The 17,963-nt window shown below is 33.2% G+C and carries 19 protein-coding genes; 6 read left to right on the top strand and 13 right to left on the bottom strand.

Annotated elements, in window-relative coordinates; genetic code table 11:
* The first annotated feature begins 15 nt into the window (after positions 1 to 15).
* A complete protein-coding gene (locus AAFN75_RS02890) occupies positions 16 to 2,649 on the top strand; it encodes a valine--tRNA ligase (protein ID WP_411808148.1) in 2,634 nt (877 codons plus the stop codon).
* A 75-nt stretch (positions 2,650 to 2,724) separates the two neighbouring features.
* Here AAFN75_RS02890 and AAFN75_RS02885 read toward each other — a convergent pair whose 3' ends face one another.
* From AAFN75_RS02885 to rsfS, 7 genes are all read right to left on the bottom strand, one after another.
* The gene (locus tag AAFN75_RS02885; protein WP_411808147.1) at positions 2,725 to 3,822 is read right to left on the bottom strand and encodes a hypothetical protein; all 1,098 of its coding nucleotides are present in this window, start codon (positions 3,820 to 3,822) and stop codon (positions 2,725 to 2,727) included.
* Between the two features lie 70 nt (positions 3,823 to 3,892).
* Positions 3,893 to 4,159, bottom strand: a complete 267-nt coding sequence (locus AAFN75_RS02880; RefSeq protein WP_144116707.1) for an acyl-CoA-binding protein — start codon at positions 4,157 to 4,159, stop codon at positions 3,893 to 3,895.
* A complete protein-coding gene (locus AAFN75_RS02875; protein ID WP_411808146.1) occupies positions 4,152 to 4,808 on the bottom strand; it encodes a phosphatidylserine decarboxylase family protein in 657 nt (218 codons plus the stop codon). Before AAFN75_RS02875 ends, AAFN75_RS02880 begins: the two co-directional genes overlap by 8 nt.
* Positions 4,798 to 5,619, bottom strand: coding sequence for a phosphatidate cytidylyltransferase (locus AAFN75_RS02870; RefSeq protein WP_144116705.1), 822 nt, complete (start codon positions 5,617 to 5,619; stop codon positions 4,798 to 4,800). Before AAFN75_RS02870 ends, AAFN75_RS02875 begins: the two co-directional genes overlap by 11 nt.
* Before the next feature lies 1 nt (position 5,620).
* Positions 5,621 to 6,229: an LUD domain-containing protein gene (locus AAFN75_RS02865; protein ID WP_144116704.1), complete on the bottom strand. Its 609-nt coding sequence runs from the start codon at positions 6,227 to 6,229 to the stop codon at positions 5,621 to 5,623.
* Positions 6,230 to 6,350: 121 nt separating this feature from the next.
* Positions 6,351 to 8,315 (bottom strand): ATP-dependent zinc metalloprotease FtsH, encoded by a 1,965-nt coding sequence (ftsH, locus tag AAFN75_RS02860; protein ID WP_411808145.1) that lies wholly within the window; start codon positions 8,313 to 8,315, stop codon positions 6,351 to 6,353.
* Positions 8,316 to 8,324: 9 nt separating this feature from the next.
* Entirely contained in the window at positions 8,325 to 8,696 is a 372-nt protein-coding gene (gene rsfS, locus AAFN75_RS02855; protein ID WP_092851508.1) for a ribosome silencing factor, read from the bottom strand.
* Positions 8,697 to 8,790: 94 nt separating this feature from the next.
* Between rsfS and AAFN75_RS02850 the strand changes: the two genes are divergently transcribed.
* Positions 8,791 to 9,522, top strand: a complete 732-nt coding sequence (locus AAFN75_RS02850) for a biotin--[acetyl-CoA-carboxylase] ligase (protein WP_411808144.1) — start codon at positions 8,791 to 8,793, stop codon at positions 9,520 to 9,522.
* On the opposite strand, the gene AAFN75_RS02845 is transcribed toward AAFN75_RS02850, so the two are convergent.
* Together AAFN75_RS02845 and pyrE are read right to left on the bottom strand one after the other, a co-directional pair.
* Positions 9,519 to 9,914 (bottom strand): SRPBCC family protein, encoded by a 396-nt coding sequence (locus AAFN75_RS02845; protein WP_411808143.1) that lies wholly within the window; start codon positions 9,912 to 9,914, stop codon positions 9,519 to 9,521. The two genes, AAFN75_RS02850 and AAFN75_RS02845, sit on opposite strands and share 4 nt — an antisense overlap.
* 72 nt (positions 9,915 to 9,986) lie before the next feature.
* Positions 9,987 to 10,631, bottom strand: coding sequence for an orotate phosphoribosyltransferase (gene pyrE / locus AAFN75_RS02840; protein WP_411808142.1), 645 nt, complete (start codon positions 10,629 to 10,631; stop codon positions 9,987 to 9,989).
* A 132-nt stretch (positions 10,632 to 10,763) separates the two neighbouring features.
* Here pyrE and AAFN75_RS02835 point away from each other — a divergent pair, with 132 nt between their 5' ends.
* From AAFN75_RS02835 to AAFN75_RS02820, 4 genes are all read left to right on the top strand, one after another.
* The gene (locus AAFN75_RS02835; protein ID WP_411808141.1) at positions 10,764 to 11,345 is read left to right on the top strand and encodes an NUDIX hydrolase; all 582 of its coding nucleotides are present in this window, start codon (positions 10,764 to 10,766) and stop codon (positions 11,343 to 11,345) included.
* Positions 11,346 to 11,469: 124 nt separating this feature from the next.
* Positions 11,470 to 11,841: a hypothetical protein gene (locus AAFN75_RS02830; RefSeq protein WP_411808140.1), complete on the top strand. Its 372-nt coding sequence runs from the start codon at positions 11,470 to 11,472 to the stop codon at positions 11,839 to 11,841.
* A gap of 99 nt (positions 11,842 to 11,940) precedes the next feature.
* Entirely contained in the window at positions 11,941 to 13,605 is a 1,665-nt protein-coding gene (locus AAFN75_RS02825) for a SulP family inorganic anion transporter (RefSeq protein ID WP_144116696.1), read from the top strand.
* Positions 13,606 to 13,918: 313 nt separating this feature from the next.
* Positions 13,919 to 14,545: a LysE family transporter gene (locus AAFN75_RS02820; RefSeq protein WP_411808139.1), complete on the top strand. Its 627-nt coding sequence runs from the start codon at positions 13,919 to 13,921 to the stop codon at positions 14,543 to 14,545.
* A gap of 96 nt (positions 14,546 to 14,641) precedes the next feature.
* Here AAFN75_RS02820 and AAFN75_RS02815 read toward each other — a convergent pair whose 3' ends face one another.
* The 4 genes from AAFN75_RS02815 to AAFN75_RS02800 form a co-directional block, all read right to left on the bottom strand.
* Complete coding sequence (locus AAFN75_RS02815) at positions 14,642 to 15,088, bottom strand: HEAT repeat domain-containing protein (protein WP_411808138.1); 447 nt, start codon at positions 15,086 to 15,088, stop codon at positions 14,642 to 14,644.
* 195 nt (positions 15,089 to 15,283) lie between these two features.
* Complete coding sequence (locus tag AAFN75_RS02810; protein ID WP_411808137.1) at positions 15,284 to 16,822, bottom strand: phospholipase D family protein; 1,539 nt, start codon at positions 16,820 to 16,822, stop codon at positions 15,284 to 15,286.
* 8 nt (positions 16,823 to 16,830) lie between these two features.
* Complete coding sequence (coaD, locus tag AAFN75_RS02805; protein ID WP_411808136.1) at positions 16,831 to 17,289, bottom strand: pantetheine-phosphate adenylyltransferase; 459 nt, start codon at positions 17,287 to 17,289, stop codon at positions 16,831 to 16,833.
* Positions 17,290 to 17,329: 40 nt separating this feature from the next.
* Positions 17,330 to 17,935, bottom strand: coding sequence for a hypothetical protein (locus AAFN75_RS02800; protein WP_411808135.1), 606 nt, complete (start codon positions 17,933 to 17,935; stop codon positions 17,330 to 17,332).
* Between the last annotated feature and the right edge of the window lie 28 nt (positions 17,936 to 17,963).

Below are 17,963 nucleotides of genomic sequence, written 5' to 3'. Positions count from 1 at the left end.
AAACTATTCCAAAGCATGCAAATCCCATCAAAATATGATGCAAATCAGGTAGAAAGTAAATGGTACGACTACTGGATGAAACACAATTATTTTCATTCTACACCAGATGAAAGAGAGCCTTATACCATTGTAATTCCGCCACCAAACGTAACGGGTGTGTTACACATGGGGCACATGCTAAATAATACCATTCAGGATGTACTTATACGTCGTGCGCGTTTATTAGGTAAAAATGCATGTTGGGTACCGGGTACAGATCACGCATCTATTGCTACAGAAGCCAAGGTAGTTGCTAAGTTAAAAGAGCAAGGTATTGATAAAAATGATTTGTCTCGCGATGAGTTTTTAAAACACGCCTGGGATTGGACCGACGAGTATGGCGGTGTAATTCTAGAACAGCTTAAAAAATTAGGGTGTTCTTGTGATTGGGATAGAACAAAATTCACCATGGACGACGACATGAGTGAAGCTGTCATAAAGGTTTTTGTCGATTTATACGAAAAAGGCATGATTTATCGTGGTTACCGTATGGTTAACTGGGATCCTGAGGCTAAAACAACTTTGTCCGACGAGGAAGTAATCCATGAAGAGCGTCAGGGTAACCTTTACTATTTAGAGTATAAAATTGAAGGAAGTAAAGATACGCTAACCATTGCAACTACACGTCCTGAAACGATTTTTGGAGATACAGCAATATGTATTAACCCAGAAGATGAGCGTTTTTCTCACTTACGTGGAAAGAAAGCCATTGTGCCTATTTGTAATCGTGTTATTCCTATTATTGAAGACGAATATGTAGATGTAGAGTTTGGTACAGGATGTTTAAAAGTAACACCTGCACACGATGAAAACGATAAGAACCTTGGCGATAAGCATAAGTTAGAAGTTATTGATATTTTTAATGAAGATGCCTCTTTAAATAGCTTTGGGTTGCATTATGAAGGTAAAGATCGTTTTGTAGTTAGAAAGGAAATAGCTAAAGAATTAGAAGAAAGTGGTGTTTTAGTTAAAACTGAAACACATATAAATAAAGTAGGAACATCCGAAAGAACTAAGGCTGTTATTGAGCCACGCTTAAGCGACCAATGGTTTTTAAAAATGGAAGAGTTAGTAAAACCTGCCATTAAGTCGGTTTTAGTAGATCATGATATTAAATTGTTCCCTAAAAAGTTCGAGAATACATACCGCCATTGGATGGAAAATATTCGCGACTGGAACATTTCTCGTCAGTTAATGTGGGGGCAACAAATTCCTGCATATTTCTATGGCGACAGAAAAGAAGATTTTGTAGTGGCTGAAAGTATTGAAGTCGCTCTAGAAAAAGCAAAACAAAAAACTAATAACCAAAAACTAAAAACCAGTAACCTTACTCAAGATAAAGATGCCTTAGATACTTGGTTCTCATCTTGGTTGTGGCCAATGAGCGTTTTTGATGGTATTCGTAATCCTGAAAACGAAGAAATAAAATATTATTATCCTACTAACGATTTGGTAACAGGTCCAGATATTTTATTTTTCTGGGTGGCACGTATGATTATTGCTGGATATGAATATAAAGATGAAAAGCCTTTTCAAAATGTATACTTAACAGGTTTAGTTCGCGATAAGCAACGCCGTAAAATGAGTAAATCCTTAGGGAATTCTCCTGATGCTTTAAAACTTATAGAAGAATATGGCGCCGATGGTGTTCGTGTTGGATTATTATTAAGTTCTGCCGCAGGAAATGATTTAATGTTCGATGAAGCCCTTTGCCAACAAGGAAAAGGTTTCGGGAATAAAATTTGGAATGCTTTCCGTTTAATTCAAGGTTGGGAAATTGATGAAACTATACCGCAACCAGAAACAGCAAAAGTTGGGTTGGAGTGGTATGAAGCTAAGTTTCAAAAAGCTTTAGTTGAAATTGAAGATCATTTTAGTAAATACAGACTTAGTGATGCTTTAATGTCTATTTATAAATTAATCATGGACGATTTTTCTTCATGGTTATTAGAAATTATTAAGCCAGCTTATCAAAAACCAATTGATGCAAAAACGTATGCATCGGTAATTGAAGCTTTCGAAAATAATTTGAAAGTATTGCATCCGTTTATGCCATTCCTTTCGGAAGAAATTTGGCAGTATATTTCAGAACGTACACCAGAAGAAGCTTTAATTGTTTCTAGATGGCCAAAAGCTAAACCAATTAACGAGGCCTTAATTAACGAGTTTGAATTTGCATCTGAAGTTATTTCAGGAATCAGAAACATTCGTAAACAAAAAAATATAGCCTTTAAAGATGCTATTTCTTTTTCAGTAATAAATAATGAAAAATCAAACACCACGTTTGATGGCGTTATTGCTAAACTAGGAAATCTAGAAGGTATTGAAGCTGTTTCTGAAGCTATTGAAGGTGCATTAACCTTTAGAGTAAAATCAAATGAGTACTTTATTCCAATGGTTGGTGCTATTGATGTTGAAGCAGAAATCAAGAAATTAACCGAAGAGCTTAATTATACTGAAGGATTCTTAAAATCGGTACAAAAGAAACTTTCTAACGAGCGTTTCGTTGCCGGTGCACCAGAGCAAGTCGTAGCTAGCGAAAAGAAGAAAGAAGCAGATGCTTTAGCTAAAATAGAAACTTTAAAAACGAGTTTGGCTAGTTTAGGTTAGTAATAAGCTTATACGTAAAAACGTAATTTTATATATATTGCAAACAGCCATGGTGTTTTAAACATCATGGCTGTTTTAATTTAAAAGGCTTAGTTTTAAATCTTCTATTAAATTATAAGGTTGCTCATTAAATACACTTTTAAAATAAATTTCAAATAGTCCGCTGTGTTTTAAATTAGTTACGTTGGCATCAAAAGTATTTGGGTAGTAATAATCCCTAATTTTATTAGTAAAACCTCCTTTTCTGTACAGGTAAGAAAGCGAAGTGTTTAATACCATAATCTCTTCAAAATTATTAAAACTGGTTTTACCACGCATGTTATATAGCGCATTGTATTCTGGTAGGGCAGAGTGGGCATAATCAATATAGTTATGCAGCATTTCATGCAAAATACTTTCAACTAAACCTTCTTTTAAATAGTCCATTCTGTTTTTATTGGCGGTACTATTGCCATAAATAGGTTTGCTGCCTAAGTTTAAATGCCCTAAAATGTTTTCGCTATCAATATTTACAATAGCAATGTTTCTGTATAAATCTATAGTTTTATTGGTATCTGCATAGCCATCTAAAATCAAATACAATCTGTTTGATGCAATAGCTGAAGGGTTTTTGTTAAAACCTATCCAAATAGCTTGGTTGGTATTTAAGTAATTAAAACCAGCACTTGGCATTGGTTTTGGGCCAAACATAGTATTTTTAATTAATCGGTTATAGGCTTGGGGATATCTGTATTTTAGAATGTTAATGGCCCGCAAAGTGTAGTACACATTTTGTTGACCAACGGTATCATTTGTTTCAGTTGAAATATAAAAGTAGTCATACTTATAAACGTGAAGCTTTTTGTTTAATTCTGGAGCTTTTTGGTTAGTAATTTGGTTTTTAGAAAATAGATTTAAGGTGTTAGGATATATTAATCCTAAATAATGTAATGTCTTTTCATTAAAAGGAACCTTCATATTAGATACTAAGATGCCTTTATTTATTTGGGTTTTGATACTTGTGTTTATTTTGGTTTCAATTTCTATTTCCGAAAAGTTTTGTTGTTCAATTACTTTTGGATTTAACTCATGTAAGTTGTGGTTAGGCCATTGCTTTTCGGATAGACTTATTTTGTTTTTACACGATATTTGAAAGCATAAAATAGGGAAGAGTATGAATAGAATGTTTTTCATAATCAAGTTGTAATAAAGGAGTACAGGGTTTACTAAATTTAAAATCTAGTTTAAGAGCTAGTAAAAACTACTATTCTCTGTATAAAAAGTAATTTGTTACCAAATCAATGTAAGCTTGTTTAGCTTCATCTTCAGCAAGTCCCTTGGCCTGAAATAAAGCGTTTGTTTTAAACGCATTAATTATTTCTTTTTTGCTTTTTGGACGTCCATAGTCGTTAGTTGCTTTTTTGTAGTAAGCATATAGCTTTAAAAGCGTATCTGCAGGAAAAGGCTCTTTGTGCGCATTTACTCTTGCTACAGCTTCTTGAAATTCTATGTCTAATTTATTACTACTCATTAATTTCTGCAATGATACTTTCGCCTCCTTTAACTTTTTGGTTTAACGCTACCTTAATTTTAGTGTTTAAAGGTAAATATAAATCTACACGCGACCCAAATTTTATAAATCCAGATTCACCACCTTGAACCGCAGAGTCACCAACCTTGGCATAATTTACAATACGTTTAGCTAAAGCTCCTGCTATTTGTCTGTGTAGCACTTTACCGTATGTTTCATTTTCAACAACTACTGTGGTACGTTCGTTTTCTTCACTAGCTTTTGGGTGCCACGCTACTAGATATTTCCCAGGGTGATATTTGCTAAATACTACGTTTCCTCCAATAGGGTAACGCGTAACATGAACATTTATTGGAGACATAAATACGCTAACTTGTAATCGTTTTTCTTTAAAATATTCTTTTTCAAAAACTTCTTCAATAACAACTACTTTACCATCTACAGGTGAAATAACCTGTCCGTCATTAAGTTGTGTTAGCCTTTTTGGGTTTCTAAAAAACTGAAGAATTAGTATTAAAAACACTAATAAAACAAGCATTATAATGGTTCTTAGCCACGTAGTCTCTATAAAACTATCAGCTAATAAATAACCGCCTACAACTATAAGTAGAGTAATGACTATAATTTTATGACCTTCTTTATGAAACATAATTCAAAATTCTTAAAAATAAATATATAAATGGCGCTGCAAAAAAGATGCTGTCTAGTCTATCTAATAATCCACCATGACCAGGCATTATAACACCACTATCTTTAACGTTTGCTTGTCTTTTAAATTTAGATTCTATTAAATCGCCTAAAGTACCAAATACACTAATAATTATACTTAGTATTAACCAACTAGTAGTTCCTAATGTGTGTGTAAAGGTAGCAATAAAATAGCTTGCTACGCACGAAAAGAATAATCCTCCAAGAAATCCTTCGACAGTTTTCTTTGGAGATATGACTTCAAAAAGTTTTTGTTTGCCAAAATTTTTACCAACTAAGTAAGCAAAGGAATCGTTAACCCAAACGAGTAAAAATGTTCCTAAAACAATATTGGGGTTGTAGTTTTCGTAATGGTTAGCAATTAAAATTAAAAAAACAAAAGCACTAGACACATAAAATGTGGTTAATAAATAGCGCTTAGTAGCAAATAAAGGAATACTTCGTGTTGAAAATAAATCTTTTATTAAAAACAGGTTTACAAATATGGAAAGTACCATTAAGATTTGTACCGCTTCAGTTAAACCTTCGTGAGTATTTAACACGGGTTCCCAATACGCGAAAACACCATAGAGTAAAATAAATATGATATACGGGATATAGCTTTTTAATTGAATAAGCTTTTTAAATTCGCCTAAGCAAATAATGCCGAACACAAAGAAAAGACCAATTAAAGCTTGTTCGAAACATAAACAAATAAGTAACAATGAAACATAGATAATTCCAGAAATTGATCGTGTCAGAGTTTCTTTCATCCTATAAGTCTTCTAAAAGTAGTAGGTATAAGTTTTTCGCGCTACTTCCATAGCTTAAAAAATCTTTTTTATCTCCAGATTTAAAATGCTTTATTGTTGTAATGTTTGTTGGAATCTTTTGTTTGTTTTTAGACTTTATACCTCGTAAGCCTTCGCCAATATTATCTACAATTTGACTTGTTGTAGCGAACACAATAAAGTTAAAAGGTAGTTCAGGAAGTTTCTTTTCGAAAATTTGTTTCGATGAAATTAATAAAGATCCATCGTTAGCTATTAAGTTTTCGCAAGTTGTTAAGAAAAAAGTAGCATCACTTATTTTTTTGGTAGGGAGTAAATTAGAATTTTTAAACTTAGCTGATAATTCAGAATCTAGTAAAAGGACTTGCTCTTCTTGCCAGTCATTTTCTTCAATAATGTACTCTAAAGTTTTATAAATTTCATTTAAGTTTTCGCAATACAGAAACTTGCCGCCATTAGCCTTAAAGTTTATAGTAAACCTTTCGTCTATTGGTAGCTTAATTTCAGGCATGTATTTGCCTCTATTGTCAGATTTTAATTCTTCTTCTGATCGTGCAGATTTAGAACCAAAAATTTTTCTAAAAAGACTCATTTAATGTGTTGCTATTAACTGATATTTCGATGAGGTTCATCAAATATAAAAAATCTTAAATTAACCCTGCGATTAATTTAAGATTTTTACCAAATGCTTAACAATTTAAGATGTATGAGTGTTATTCCTCTTCGTCTTTTATGGTTTCTTTTGTGTTTAAAGCTACTTCTTTTTCGAAAGGTCGCTTTCCAAATATTTTTTCAAGGTTATCTTTAAAAATAACTTCTTTTTCTAAAAGTACTTCGGCAAGTTGTGTAAGCTTATCTTTATTAGCTTCAAGCAACTCTATAGCACGTTGGTACTGCTTTTCAATGATATCTGAAATTTCTCTATCAATTAATTCTGCAGTTTGTTCACTATATGGTTTTGAAAATCCATATTCACTCTGCCCTGAAGAATCATAATACGTAAGATTTCCAACCTTATCGCTAAGACCATAAATGGTAACCATAGCTCTAGCTTGTTTAGTTACTTTTTCTAAATCGCTTAATGCTCCTGTAGAAATCTTATTAAAAATCACCTTTTCGGCAGCACGACCACCTAAAGCAGCACACATTTCGTCTAGCATTTGCTCTGGGCGCACTATTAAACGTTCTTCTGGTAAATACCATGCAGCTCCTAAAGATCGACCACGAGGTACAATAGTTACCTTAACTAGTGGTGCAGCATGCTCTAACATCCAACTTGTAACGGCGTGTCCAGCTTCGTGGAATGCCACTGCGCGTTTTTCGCTTGGTGTTATTATTTTGTTTTTCTTTTCTAAACCTCCAATAATTCTATCTACAGCGTCTAGGAAATCTTGTTTATCAACAGCTTTTTTTCCGTTTCTGGCAGCGATTAAAGCGGCTTCATTACAAACATTTGCTATATCTGCTCCAGAGAAACCAGGAGTTTGTTTAGATAAGAAATCTAAATCTAAGTTTTTAGCCTTTTTTAAAGGACGTAAATGCACTTCAAAAATTTCTTCACGTTCGCGAACATCTGGTAAATCAACAAAAATTTGTCTGTCAAAACGACCAGCACGCATAAGTGCTTTATCTAAAATATCGGCTCTATTGGTAGCAGCAATTACAATAACATTTGTATTGGTACCGAAACCATCCATTTCGGTTAATAATTGGTTTAAAGTGTTTTCGCGCTCGTCATTACTTCCAGACATGGCGTTTTTACCTCTTGCACGACCAATAGCATCAATTTCATCAATAAAAATGATTGAAGGCGATTTTTCCTTAGCTTGTTTAAATAAATCTCTAACACGAGATGCACCAACACCAACAAACATTTCAACAAAATCTGAACCAGATAATGAGAAGAAAGGTACTTTAGCTTCACCTGCAACAGCTTTAGCTAATAGGGTTTTACCGGTTCCCGGAGGTCCTACAAGTAAGGCTCCTTTTGGAATTTTACCACCAAGAGTTGTGTATTTTTCTGGAAATTTAAGGAAGTCTACAATTTCTTGAACTTCTTCTTTAGCGCCTTCTAAACCAGCAACATCTTTAAAGCTTGTTTTAACTTCTGTATTTTGGTCAAAAAGTTTAGCCTTAGATTTTCCAATGTTGAAAATCTGTCCGCCAGCACCTCCGCCAGCACCACCAGACATTCTACGCATAATAAATATCCAAACACCTATTAATAGTATAAAAGGAAGGATACCCATTAGTAAATTGCCCCAGTCGTTTGTTTCGGTATCAAACGTTACTACAGGTTTAGTAGCTAAATCTGCGGTTTTTTCATTTAACTGATTTTCGAAATTTTGAAGATCACCAAATTCAAATCTGTAGTTTGGTAATATAGTTGCCGAAGGGATAAATGTTTGAGGTTTAGAGTTTTTGTGAATCTCCTTTTCCAAAGCATCTTTGGTTAAGTATACCTTAGCTACTCGTGTGTTTTTAATAATATCAATACGCGACACATCACCATCTTCTAAATACTTAAAAAAGTCTGAAGGCGTTGTTTTATTTGCGTCTTGATAACTTGCACCACTAAATAATTGATACCCTAAGAAAAGGGCTATTAGTATACCATAAATCCAATACGGACTAAATTTAGGCTTTTTATCTTTTAAATTTTTATTTTCGTTTGCCATTTGTTCTTTTTAGTAACTCGTTTCTATAACAGTTGTTTTTGCATCACCCCAAAGGCTTTCAATATCATAATATTCTCTAATATGTTTTTGAAATACGTGCACTACAACATTTACATAATCAATTAATACCCATTCTGCATTATCTGCACCTTCGGTATGCCAAGGATTATCTTTAAGAGTTTTACTTACTTTCTTTTGGATAGAATTTACAATAGCGTTTACCTGCGTATTTGAAGTTCCCTCGCAAATAATAAAGTAATCGCAAACCGTGTTTTCAATTTCCCTTAAATCTAGAATATTAATTTCTTTTCCTTTAACATCTTCAATCCCACTGATTATTACAGATATTAATTGGTCTGCGCTTATTTTTTCTTTCGCCATTAAATATAATTAATTTGTGCAAAGTTATTATTTTTTTAGTTCTTTATACTTTAAAATTTTCATAAGATTTTAGAGTATTGTTAATAACCTTTATATGCGTATAGTCAAACTTAATGCCATCGATTCAACTAATAACTATTTAAAAGGGTTAGGAAGTACAGGATTTATTGATGATTACACGGTAGTTACCGCAAAAAATCAAACTGAAGGAAAGGGGCAAAGAGGTTCGGTTTGGAGTTCTGAAGCTAGTAAGAACCTGATGTTTAGTGTGTTTAAAGATTTATCCAGTATGCCGTTAGAGCATCCCTTTTACATAAGTATGATAACTTCATTGGCACTTTTAAAAACTTTAAAATCGCTTGAAATTCCTAAATTAAGTGTGAAATGGCCTAACGACATTTTGTCAGCAGATAAAAAAATATGTGGCGTTTTAATTGAAAATGTCATAAAAAAGAATAAAATTAATGCTTCAATTATAGGAATTGGACTAAATGTTAATCAAACAACCTTCGAAAATTTACCTAAAGCGTCCTCATTAAAAAGAATTACAGACAAAACTTTTGATGTTGACGAAATTCTTAAGATTATGATTAGTAATCTTAAATCTTATTTTTTGATTTTAAAAGATGAAAAATATGATAGTATTAAGGAGGAATATGAAGCACAATTGTTTAGAAAAAATAAACCTTCAACATTTAAAAATGCTGAAGGCCTTATGTTTTCTGGTTTTATAAAGAGTGTTTCTGATGCTGGCTACCTTCAAGTTCTGTTAGAAGATGATGTATTGAAGGCATATGATTTAAAAGAAATTACCCTTTTGTATTAAATAGATTTTGGGATACTTGTTACCAGTGTTTCTATAAATTTTGTGATTGGGCTTTTAATCATCATTGCCATCATGGGATTAAAATCGCCATTAAAATCGAGTTTAACCTCGCTTGTTTCGGCATCTATTTGCACAATATTAGCTATTAGTGAAAAATCTATTTTTCCACCAGCAGCACCTAAAACAATTTTATTTGGAGGTATAACTTCTTTCTTTTTTAAAACAATTTCTGGCATACCGTTTAAGGCAAATAGAAATTTGTCTTCACTTAAAACTTCAAATTTGCTAATGTTTTCAGGCATTAACGTTTCAAAGTTTTTTATATCTGTTAAAAAGTTAAAAACATCTTCTGGAGATTTTTTAACGCTAATTTTCGGGGATTCTAATTTCATAATGTTGTTATTTGTAACGTTGCTTGGTTGATAATCTAAACGACTTCATAACTTAACAACGTTCGTTTTATATCAAATAGCGTTCCATTCACTAGGGTTGGTATTCCATTCAGACAACGTTTTTAGTTGTTTTTCAGAAATATAATTGGTATCTAAAGCTTCTTCAAGTAAATTATCATAATTACTTAACGTATTTAAACGTATGTTTTCTTCTTTAAAATTGGCTTCAGCTATGGCAAAACCATAAGTAAAAATAGCTACCATTCCTTTTACATTAATGTTTGCTTCTTTTAAGGCTTTAACAGCATTTAAACTGCTCTTTCCTGTGCTTATTAAATCTTCAACAACTACTACGTTTTGTCCGCTTTCTACAAATCCTTCAATTTGGTTTTTTCTACCATGTCCTTTTGCATCGGGTCTTACATATATAAAAGGCAGACCTAAATATTCTGCAACTAGCATACCTATGCCAATAGCGCCTGTAGCTACACCGGCAATAACATCGGGTTTACCATACTCTCTTTCAATATATTTACCCATAGTTTCGCGAATGTAATTTCGAATGGTAGGGAAAGATAGAACAATGCGATTATCGCAGTAAATTGGCGATTTCCATCCAGATGCCCATGTAAAAGGCTCTTGAGGACTGAGTTTTATGGCATTAATTTGCAATAAAACTTCGGCGGTTTTTTTAGCTGTGTCTTTGTCAAAAATCATAATACAAAATTACGGATAAATTTAAATTTATATCAACTGTAGGATATTAATAAAATTATTTTTTTCAACAATGGTTAAGATGTAACTAAAAATGATATTTTTACAACACCAAAATATTATACATTGCAAACCATGTACAAAATTTTTGTTGGTGACAAACCAATAATTTTAACTACCGTAGCTGAGGAGGAAACTAACTTTAAAAATTATTTACTTAAGGACGTAAATATGACTAAAGTTATAAGAAAGCTTAATAAAACAGAATTGAGAGGGGTGAGGCTCATTCATAAAAATCCGAAAAAACTATTAAAAAAGTTTTTAAAAAAACTTCCTAACGTTGTTGCTGGTGGCGGTAAAGTTTATAATGCTAATGGCGATATCCTATTTATCTATAGAAATGATAAATGGGATTTACCTAAGGGGAAAACAGAAAAAAAAGAGAGTATTGAGCAAACATCAATACGAGAAGTAGAGGAAGAAACAGGTGTTAAAGATCTCGAGATTGTTAAACAACTAGATACCACATATCATATTTTCAAGCGTAACGGTAGTTATAAAATAAAGGTTACCTATTGGTTTGAAATGAAAACCACCTACGAGGGTAAGTTAAAAGCGCAACAAAACGAAGGTATTACAAAAGTAGCTTGGTTAAATGAAGAGCTAACAAGAGAAGCTCTAAAAAATTCTTATGCAAATATTAAGTTACTAGTTTAATGGGGCATTATTTTACCAGCAGATTATTGTTGATGGACTTGTTAAGTAAAATGATTATCTTAGTAAATTTCCTATTAGCTTGTAAAGCTATGTCTTTATTTTAATACGCTTATACTATGAAGCGATGAGTATTTTTAAATTATCATTTGGCTCGATTATAATTATTCAAAATAATTTAGCAGAGGTTATCGTTAATCAAGGCGTGGTAATGGACGATACTTTGGTAGATGAATATCATAAATTTGTGCTTAACCATTTAATGGCACCTTGTGGCCTGCTGGTAAATAAAAAGAATTCTTACACATATACTTTTAGTGCTCAAAAAAGGATTGGTAATTTAAAAGAAATAGAGCACATGGCAGTAGTAACGCAAACTAGTGGAGGTGTTATGTCTACCCAAACCCTGTTAAATGTTAGTGGTTCCATTCACAAAACAACTAAGTTGTTTGAAGATCGAGAAGAAGCGCTTATTTGGCTTAAAAAGAAATTAGCCTAAACTTACGAAAACGTTATAATTTCATAAAACTAAATTATAATCCCTCTCACTTGCCTACCATTATATTAAGCGTAAATTTGCAGCTTCAAAAAAAGAATCATGACCGAATTTTTCAGAAAACGCTCTGCTAACGCAAAAAACGATATTTTAAGTGGTATCACCGTTTCTTTAGCTATGATCCCAGAGGTGGTTGCCTTTGCCTTTGTAGCTCAAATAGACCCATTAATGGCTTTGTCTGGAGCATTTATTATTGGTTTAATTACAGCTATTTTTGGAGGTAGACCAGGTTTAATTTCTGGAGCAGCTGGAGCAGTAGCAGTTATTTTTGTAAGCATGATTGCAGAAGGGCATACCAAAGGTATGTTATTAGATACACCTATCGAAAATATGGGTTTTTTCTACCTTATGGCCTGTGTTATTTTAATGGGTATCATACAAATTTTAGCAGGTGTTTTTAAGCTAGGGCGTTTTGTTCGTTTAATACCACATCCAGTAATGATGGGGTTTGTTAACGGTTTATCTATTGTTATTTTCATGGCACAGGTAAAAATGTTTTCGCATAAATCTTTACAAGTATCTCCCGAAGGAGTTAAAGAATATGTAAGTACATACATGCAAGGAGCAGAGTTATACACCATGATTGGTTTAGTGCTTTTAACCATGGGTATAATGTGGGGCTTACCAAAAATCACAAAAAAGTTACCTGCTGCATTAACAGCTATATTAGTAACCAGCCTTATAGTTATAGGTTTTAATATGGATGTTTCAACGGTAGGGTCTTATATTATTGAAGGTGGCGGAACTGGCTTAAAAGGCGAGTTTCCAACGCCTAATATCGAGCTATGGCAAAACTTACCATTTAATTTAGATACCTTAAAATTTATCGCTTTGCCAGCATTTTTGGCGGCTTCGGTTGGATTAATTGAAACATTAATGACTATGAATTTAGTCGATGATATTACCGAAACAAGAGGAAACGGAAATAAAGAATGTGTAGCACAAGGTGCAGGGAATATAGTTTCAGGATTATTTGGTGGAACCGGTGGTTGTGGTATGATTGGGCAAACTGTAATTAACATTAACGCTGGTGGTCGTGGTCGTTTATCAGGAATCATGATGGCAGTAACCTTATTATCTTTTATCCTTTTTGCCGATAAATTAATCGAAATGGTACCTATTGCAGCCTTAATAGGTGTTATGTTCATGATGGTTATTGAAACCTTTGCATGGTCGAGTTTCAGGATTTTAAAGAAAATCCCAATGTCCGATGCTGTTGTACTTATAACCGTATCTCTAGTAACTGTATTTGTCGATTTAGCCATCGCTGTATTCGTTGGTGTTATCATTTCAGCATTAGTGTTTTCTTGGGAAAACGCTAAAAAAATTAGAGCAAGAAAGCGCCTATCAGAAGATGGTAAAACAAAAACGTACGAAATCTGGGGGCCACTATTCTTTGGTTCAATTCAAGCTTTTAATGAAAAATTCGATGTTAAAAATGATCCAGATCATATCGAAATAGATTTTGTAGAGTCTCGAGTAAGTGATCATTCCGCCCTCGAAGCCATTTTCAATATCGTTAACAAATACGAAGCCGCAGGCAAAACCATCAAGTTAAAACACCTAAGCGAAGACTGTAAAATATTGCTTTACAAATCAAGCCCTAAGTTTAGAGAAGTTATTATCGAAGATGTCGATGATCCTCGCTACCACTTAGCTGCAAACCCAGAAGCATTCCCAAAAGGACTTTCGGAATATAAGTTTTAATGGACGTTTCGCTACAGGTAATTTCTATCTTTTAATGATGTCAATAAGTGGGGCGTTACCGCAAGGGTCGGGCTTTCACTACTCGCTCCCTCCTAAAAAGTCGGGGAGCTCAAACAGGTCGTTCAATCCCTAACGCAACTAGTCCGCAGTTGTCAGTTTTCAGTAACAAGTCATTTTTGTGTCTAGAAAGTGTTACACAACGCCAATTCAAAAAATAGCTTAACTTAAAACTAATCCTATCGGGTTAAACTTAACCTTAAACGGGTCAATTTTTTATAGTCTTAAGTCGTTACTTTGCTTTAAGATATAAATTATGGCTTTTTTTACGTGCTTATTTTTTGGATTTATAATTGCCTCTTCGGGCAGTGTTACACCTAGTTTTCTAAATCTAACAGTAGTTAAGTTTAGTTTAAAAAGCGGTAGAAAATCGGCTTTTTATTTAATAGGTGGTTTCGCTACAGTTTTATTTTTTCAAGCTAATATAGGAGCCTATTTTTCAAGCGTTTTAATGAAAAACTCCCAATACATAACCTTTATTCAAAAAATTGGAACAGGTATACTTATACTATTGTCTCTCAATTTTTTCAGATTGTATTTTACGTCTAACAAACAGGTTAAGAAAGTAAAAATAGAAAAGTCTAAAGCATACATGCATGGTATAGGTATGTCGCTATTAAATACGTTTGCAATTCCATTTTATTTTACATCCATTTCTTTATTAATAGGGTTGGGGTATTTTGAGTATTCGTTGCAAAATAGCTTTTACTTTTCCATAGGTTCTACCATAGGCTCATTTACATTGTATGCGTTGTACGCTACTGTAGCAAGTAAAATTGAACATAAGCTTACTTTTATAGCCACTAAAATGGATTTTATATTAGGATGTTTAACGGGTGTTGTAGGTATTGGTAATCTTATTTATCTCATATATTTTAAATAAAATACATTCAGACCTAAAACTTAAAACGCACTATCAAGAACCTACATTAAAATGTAAGAGCTGCATATTAATTACCTAATACTACTATCTAACACGTCATCTTATAGGCTTTTTTAATTGTTCTTTAACCCGATCAAACGATTCTTTGCTTGTACGTCTCCAACGATAAATGGTGTGTTTTACATGTTTGTTTGCTTCGTATTTAGCACGTTTTTCTCGAATTTCATTTACCCAATTAAAACGCTTTCTAACTATGGTTTTAATAAGCTCATCGTTAGGGGAAATACGCTCTAAAGCATTTAAACAAGCCAGCGAAACATTTTGTACTTTATCATTAATGCAATTTAATAGCGCCGGAATTGAACAAGGTTTTGCTATTTGCTCTAAAGCTTCAGCAGCTAATTTTCTTGTTTTAAAGTTGCCATTCGTTAAAGCATACTCCAATTTATCTGTATCCTCACAATCCATCCAAAAGCTAATTGCTTTTTGAGACGGTTGAATCAGTTTCAGTTTAAAAAGAAAATATGTAAAGTTGTGTAGCATGGTTTCTTATATGGTTTGTTTACTTATTAGTATGCAATATCTGAGAAATGTTACATTTTGGAGTTGGAAGCTAGAAGTTGAGCAGTTGATGGAATAAAAATAGAATAAAGAGAAAAGAAGTCAAATAGGATATTTATAATATATCCATAAACGACCTAAAACTGAAAACTGAAAACTGTGACTGTAAACTGAGGTTTACAATATCGAATTAGGAATCACTCTTCGCGTCCAAGTTTTTAAACGTTTATAATTACTAACCTCAGAATCCGGATTAAAATCTAAAGTCGTTTCCCAAGAGTTTTCAGGTTTAAATTCTATGTTCATGCCTTTTAAAACACCTTCCGATATCTTTTTAGATTCTACAACTACAATACATTCCGTATTTAAATTAGCACTTCTTGGATCTAAATTAAAAGTGCCAATAACTGTAGTTTCACCATCAATAACCATCGATTTGGCATGTAGTCCAAAAATAGGGGCATACTCTAATGTGGCTTGCAGTTCTCCAGTCATGATTTTTTTACGTTCTTCGGCATCTGGTTTAAATTCAAATATTCTAACACCAGTTTTTAGCAAATCTTTTCTGTTGGATTGGTAGCCGCTAAAGGCTTCCACATTATCCGTGCTAGATAAGCTATTGGTAAGTATTCTAATGTTTACTCCACGATTTACGGCAGCTTTAAATAACGCTCTGGAGGTTTTCGAGGTAATTAAATACGGCGTTTGAATATCTATGGAAGATTTAGCATTTTTAACCAAATCTATAAGTGCCGATGTAGAAATACCGCCACCACTTAAACCGCTTTCGCCATCATTTTTCCCTGGTAAATCTGAAATAAAACGAAGCTGATCCAGCCAAACTAAATCGCCAGAGTTTTTAATAGTATTGAAAGTTTCGGGTAAATTTTCAATACGTGTTCTAACTTGTGGCCAAAAATTTTCTGGGTTGCAGGCATATTCATGAAGATTATCAAACCTGTTTTCCTCAAGTATGTTTTCAGGAATGTCCTTAATTACATTTGTAACATCTATACTTAATTCGCTATTCCAAAAGGTTTCAAAAGATGTTTTTACTGTTTTTGTTTCTTTTCCTATTAATAGGATATCTCTATCTCTAAAATTATATTCGTGGTCGTAATCAAAATACTCATCAGCTATATTTCGGCCTCCAGTAATAACCACCTTATCATCAACAATAAATGTTTTGTTGTGCATGCGTTGGTTGGCGGCTTTGAAATCTGTTGCAAATTTCCCTATTTTCTGAAAAATGTTTTTACCTAAGTTTACGCCAGGGTTATATATTTTAACCGATATGTTTGGATGAGAATTAAAGGTTAAAATGTCTTGGGCATCAGCTTCAACCATAATATCATCAACCAGAATGCGGACTTGAACGCCTCTGTCGGCAGCTTTAATTAAATAGTCGCAAGCAATTAAACCTACATTATCTGTCGAGAATATAAAGTATTGAATATCGATAGTTTTTTCGGCATATTCGGTTAACCACGCTCTAGCTACCATGGAGCCGCTGCCATCTTCAAGCACATAAGCGCCCGTTTTGTCTTGCATAATAGGAGCAAATTCTGCTAATGCTTTGGACAGCGATAGGCTATCGTTCCGTTGGAGTTTAGAACAAAAATCGGTTTTTGTTGTATCGGTTTTCTTGTTGTTACAAGACGTTAAAACAATTACAACGACTAATAAATAGTATTTTAATTTTAAAAAGACATTCATGTAACGGGTTATGGCTTTACACGAACACTATCGGGGACCAACTTGGTATAATCGCCGTTATTTCTAATAACGTCTCGCACAATAGACGATGCTATAAACGAAGTTCTTGCTGCGGTTAAAAGAAACACGGTTTCAATGGTAGATAAATGTCTGTTTGTGTGAGCAATAGCTTTCTCGAACTCAAAATCGGCAGGATTTCGTAATCCTCTTAAAATAAATTCTGCACCTATTTCGTGGCAAAAATCTACTGTTAAACCTTTGTATGTAACAACTTTAACTTTAGGCTCGTCTTTAAAAGTTTCCTCAATAAAGCGTTTTCGATCATCTAATGAGAACATATACTTTTTATCGGCATTTACACCAATGGCTACAATAACTTCATCAAAAAGTGTGACACCGCGTGTAATAATATCTACGTGTCCTAAGGTTAAAGGATCAAAGGACCCAGGAAATAAAGCTCGTTTCATAAAATTGCTTTTAGTCATTCCCGCAAAGGCGGAATTCTTTTTAATCTCTATCTATGTTATAAATAGTTTTCTCTGTATATAAAGATACTATTTCTTCTTTTGTGTAGCCATCAATTAAATCGCCGTAATTTTCAGCCTTATCAATTTTATTAATTCCACTTCGTTTATCAATTTCGTAATTATTAAATATAACATAAACACTATCGTTAGTTACACCAGTTACTTTCATGGTAGTATATTGCCCTTTTGTTTCTGATAACACAGAATACACATCGCCAATTGATGGATCTTTAACGTAATTTGCTTCGTCATCTTTGTGTTTAGAGGTCGAATATGTAAAATAAGCTATAATTAATAAAATAATAGCCAAACCACTAAAATGTAAAATTGGAATACCGGTATGTTTTTCGGTTTCGAATTTGCGTTGTATTTGCTCTGGAAGCTCTTTTAATTTAAACGTACGTTTACACGAATTACACTCTAATACGTTTACTTTACCCATTGGGAAAATTGGTATCCAATAAATGTAAGCGTATTTGCCAAACACACTATATGTCATCGATGTTTGGGTTTGACAATTAGGACAAGTAACATTTGGTAATTGACCATCTTTTAATCTGGAGGAATTTGTGCCGTAAAAAATCATGAGTTTTAGTTATATTAAATTAATTATT

Origin of the sequence: Algibacter sp. AS12 (assembly GCF_046736315.1) — a bacterium.
Taxonomy (GTDB): domain Bacteria; phylum Bacteroidota; class Bacteroidia; order Flavobacteriales; family Flavobacteriaceae; genus Algibacter_B; species Algibacter_B amylolyticus.
This window is presented reverse-complemented; position numbering and strand designations above follow the sequence as displayed.

What these genes read in the sequence shown, in the direction of transcription:
- AAFN75_RS02890 (WP_411808148.1), top strand. Translation starts at nt 16, where the DNA reads ATGCAAATCCCATCAAAATATGATGCAAATCAGGTAGAAAGTAAATGG.
- AAFN75_RS02885 (WP_411808147.1), bottom strand. Translation starts at nt 3,822, where the DNA reads ATGAAAAACATTCTATTCATACTCTTCCCTATTTTATGCTTTCAAATA.
- AAFN75_RS02880 (WP_144116707.1), bottom strand. Translation starts at nt 4,159, where the DNA reads ATGAGTAGTAATAAATTAGACATAGAATTTCAAGAAGCTGTAGCAAGA.
- AAFN75_RS02875 (WP_411808146.1), bottom strand. Translation starts at nt 4,808, where the DNA reads ATGTTTCATAAAGAAGGTCATAAAATTATAGTCATTACTCTACTTATA.
- AAFN75_RS02870 (WP_144116705.1), bottom strand. Translation starts at nt 5,619, where the DNA reads ATGAAAGAAACTCTGACACGATCAATTTCTGGAATTATCTATGTTTCA.
- AAFN75_RS02865 (WP_144116704.1), bottom strand. Translation starts at nt 6,229, where the DNA reads ATGAGTCTTTTTAGAAAAATTTTTGGTTCTAAATCTGCACGATCAGAA.
- ftsH (WP_411808145.1), bottom strand. Translation starts at nt 8,315, where the DNA reads ATGGCAAACGAAAATAAAAATTTAAAAGATAAAAAGCCTAAATTTAGT.
- rsfS (WP_092851508.1), bottom strand. Translation starts at nt 8,696, where the DNA reads ATGGCGAAAGAAAAAATAAGCGCAGACCAATTAATATCTGTAATAATC.
- AAFN75_RS02850 (WP_411808144.1), top strand. Translation starts at nt 8,791, where the DNA reads ATGCGTATAGTCAAACTTAATGCCATCGATTCAACTAATAACTATTTA.
- AAFN75_RS02845 (WP_411808143.1), bottom strand. Translation starts at nt 9,914, where the DNA reads ATGAAATTAGAATCCCCGAAAATTAGCGTTAAAAAATCTCCAGAAGAT.
- pyrE (WP_411808142.1), bottom strand. Translation starts at nt 10,631, where the DNA reads ATGATTTTTGACAAAGACACAGCTAAAAAAACCGCCGAAGTTTTATTG.
- AAFN75_RS02835 (WP_411808141.1), top strand. Translation starts at nt 10,764, where the DNA reads ATGTACAAAATTTTTGTTGGTGACAAACCAATAATTTTAACTACCGTA.
- AAFN75_RS02830 (WP_411808140.1), top strand. Translation starts at nt 11,470, where the DNA reads ATGAGTATTTTTAAATTATCATTTGGCTCGATTATAATTATTCAAAAT.
- AAFN75_RS02825 (WP_144116696.1), top strand. Translation starts at nt 11,941, where the DNA reads ATGACCGAATTTTTCAGAAAACGCTCTGCTAACGCAAAAAACGATATT.
- AAFN75_RS02820 (WP_411808139.1), top strand. Translation starts at nt 13,919, where the DNA reads ATGGCTTTTTTTACGTGCTTATTTTTTGGATTTATAATTGCCTCTTCG.
- AAFN75_RS02815 (WP_411808138.1), bottom strand. Translation starts at nt 15,088, where the DNA reads ATGCTACACAACTTTACATATTTTCTTTTTAAACTGAAACTGATTCAA.
- AAFN75_RS02810 (WP_411808137.1), bottom strand. Translation starts at nt 16,822, where the DNA reads ATGAATGTCTTTTTAAAATTAAAATACTATTTATTAGTCGTTGTAATT.
- coaD (WP_411808136.1), bottom strand. Translation starts at nt 17,289, where the DNA reads ATGAAACGAGCTTTATTTCCTGGGTCCTTTGATCCTTTAACCTTAGGA.
- AAFN75_RS02800 (WP_411808135.1), bottom strand. Translation starts at nt 17,935, where the DNA reads ATGATTTTTTACGGCACAAATTCCTCCAGATTAAAAGATGGTCAATTA.